The organism is Paenibacillus sp. sgz302114 (genome assembly GCF_056120345.1).
On sequence record NZ_JBVYOI010000029.1, the window covers coordinates 1 to 3,139 of the forward strand.

2 protein-coding genes are annotated in these 3,139 nt (G+C 53.0%); both read right to left on the minus strand.

The window, feature by feature from the left end:
- Nucleotides 1–478: 478 nt before the first annotated feature.
- Nucleotides 479–2,449, minus strand: a complete 1,971-nt coding sequence (locus tag AC0LWF_RS27680) for a chitobiase/beta-hexosaminidase C-terminal domain-containing protein (protein ID WP_474654696.1) — start codon at nt 2,447–2,449, stop codon at nt 479–481.
- 177 nt (nt 2,450–2,626) lie between these two features.
- Complete coding sequence (locus AC0LWF_RS27685) at nt 2,627–3,019, minus strand: IS110 family transposase (RefSeq protein ID WP_474654697.1); 393 nt, start codon at nt 3,017–3,019, stop codon at nt 2,627–2,629.
- Nucleotides 3,020–3,139: the final 120 nt, after the last annotated feature.

The window sequence follows — 3,139 nt, forward strand, 5'->3', positions numbered from 1 at the left end:
AAATACAGTCCCTGCGGTATCCTTTACGTTCTCTGAGACATTTTGGGAATTTCGTTTGTTGTTTGGTTAGACATTTTTTTCACCTCCTAAACATCTTTAAGTTGTGTAAAAAAAATATGTTATTCAGATAAATTAGACGAAATTAATTAAGGGTTTTGTTTTTATTAATTCTTCACACCCTAAGTGATTCAATTTTTTTGAAAAAGTTTTGCCTTCATTTCACAGGTACAATAGTTAAAAACAAGAAGGCAACCGACCAGAAGCGAGGTTGCCTTTGTTCAACTAACGGGCACAATAGCTCAACTTGACCGCACCAATTTTCGGGCGGTTTTTATTTTGTTAAGGCGGCGAAAGCGCAAGCCGCCTTCATGATCTGGCAGTTGTTCAACTCGGTGAACCCTCAATTTCATGAGAAAAAGCGCCACCTCGAGAACGTCGAGAAGGGCAGCGCTTTTTATGCTAAAGGTAGGTGAAGCCATTATTTGAGCGTGTAATGAAACTCGGAAATCGCACTCGGCGGCTTACCGGCAATTACCGCGATCGCCTTGAGCGTAATCTTCGTGCCTGTGGCACCTTTTAAGATGACGACGCTGCCGGTCGGGCTGTCCACGCTCGGTGTCGTACCGTCCGTCGTGTAATGGATCGTCACGCCCGGCGTGCTCGACTTGAGCGTTACTTGGAGGCCGTTTGCGGTTTGCACGGGGTACGAAACCCCAGGTGCGACGATCGGGTTGCGGATGCGATAATTGAACGTTGATACCGGGCTCGGCGTGCCGTTCACGACGGCAATCGCTTGAAGCGTGACCCAGGTGTCATACGGGCCAGTGATGACAACCGTACTGCCTTTGGAAGTTTTAACGGTCGGCGTGGAGCCGTCCGTCGTATAGTAAATCGTCGCGCCTGGCATTTTGGACGTCAGCGTCACCTTCGTGCCGGCGTTCACGACGGCGCCGGTGCCGAAATTCGCATTAGGACCGAGCACTTTGGTGGAAAGGCCTCTCGTATACGTGAACGTGGATACGGCGCTCGGCGGCTTGCCGGGCACGACGGAGATCGCCTTGATGGTCACCTTCGTGCCGGTTGCGCCGTGCAATACGATGCCGCGGCCGTGCGCTCTCGCCGTGGTCGGATTCAAGCCGTCGAGCGTGTAGTAAATCGTCGCGCCCGGCGTCGAGGTGTTCAGGGCGATCGTCGTGTTAACGGGCACGGTCGCGCCGCTCGGCGGATAGGCGTAAGGCGAGGCGACGACTGCGCCAGGCTCGGCGATGACGTACGTGAACGTGGCGACCGCGCTGTTGAACGCTTCGGCCTTGGAGGCGATCGCTTTGACCGTCACGGTCTGGCCGGGGTTGCCGACGATGGGGACGCTATTTCCTTTCGTACTTGCGATCGTAGGATCTTTGCCGTCGAGCGTGTAGTAGATGTCGGCGCCCGGCGTCGTCGAGCTCAGTGCGATTGTGCTCCCGCTGGCCAGCGCTGCGCCGCTGTTCGGTTGAGCGCTCGGTGGGGAAATCGGACTGCCGACCAAGTAGCGGTAAACGGCGACCGAACTGTCAGGAAGGGTTCGGCCATAGTTGTTCATCGTATTGAACGCGATTGCTTTGATTGTGAATACGGAACCGTTCGGGGTCGAAGCCGGTATTTGGACCGTGAATCCTTTCGGATCGCCGCTCGGACTGTCCTTGGTCGGGATCGAGCCGTCCGTCGTATAGCGGACATCGGAATAATTGGTCAAGTAATTCGTATCAATCGTCACTTTGGAGCCCGGTTGCACGACGGAACCATCGCCCGGCGTCGCCTTCGGATGCCCGATGCGGAATTGAAAGTCGAAGTTGCCTACCGCGGTGGACAGGCCGTCAAGCTCCGCGAACACGGTAACATGGATGATTTGGCCGGGCAAGCCATAGAGTGTGGGGGAAGGATTCCACACGATGCCCTTTGAGGAATCGTCTGGGGGGAAATAACCTATTTTGGCGCCGGGCGTCTCGGAAGTAAACGTGATGGTCGCACCGGGGGGCTCGAGTGGAGTGCCGGCCGCCGGCGTTGCTTGGACGGGGGCTACTTGATCGTCCACGTTGTAGGTGTACGATGCCGTTACATCGTGTTGGCCCGGCGAGACGGCCAGCACCTTGATCGTAACTTTCGTATTCGGGGTTCCCGGAATGCGTACTGCTGCGCCTGCGTGGCTGCTGCGGGTTGGCGTCGAACCGTCCGTCGTCGCGTAGAACGTGACGTCCATACGGCTTTGGAACAGAACGACGCCGAACGGATGCAAGGTTGCGCCGACCGAAGGCGAAGGCTGAAATACGATGCCGGGGTCGGGCGGGGGCGGAGAGTCGCCGGGCAGCTTAGGCGCGGCGAAAGAGGCTGTCAACGAGACGAAAAGCAGGATAACCGATATTGCGGATGCCGTTAGCCAACGATATCGTGCTTTGAACTGTCGCTTCATAAAATCATCCACCTCTTCGAAATGGGAAATTATTGCTCCTAATCCTCAGTATAGCACCGGACGGTGGCAGCGAGCTAGCGCTGTCAGAGGACAAGAACATATATGCATAAAAAGCCGATTTCTTGGTATTATCCCTGAACATACATACCAGTTAAAGACTCATGAGATAGCATAAATTCATGAGATGCTGGCCCGTTTTTTGAAGGGTTGAAACTCTTCTTTATAAAAGAGTGTCCCTAAAAGATGAGCATCAGCGGCATCCGTCTTCAACCGTTGCAAATTGGTTTTCTTGGCGTTATGTGAGATTAAAGGATTAATAACAATGTACAGATACTGGTGTTCATCCAGAAACTGAATAATAGGGCTATGATAATGACCTGTTGACTCCATAACAATGGATGGACGCATCCCAGCAGCTGCCTCAACGCCTTTAATGTAACGTAGGAACGACGTTAATCCCTCAAGATCATGATTAAACCTGAAGATTTTTCCATGAAGTATTCCACGGTCTAGAAAAGCTTGTGCATGGCTCTCACCTTTGGACACATATAACCCAATCACTGGATTCATAACATCACTCCTGAAGTAAATTCACCGGTAACCCCTAACCTTCTTGTCTTCCACACTATCGCATGTGATACGGGATCTACGTCCCAACCAGCCTAACCATGGTTGAACAAGTAGGGGGAA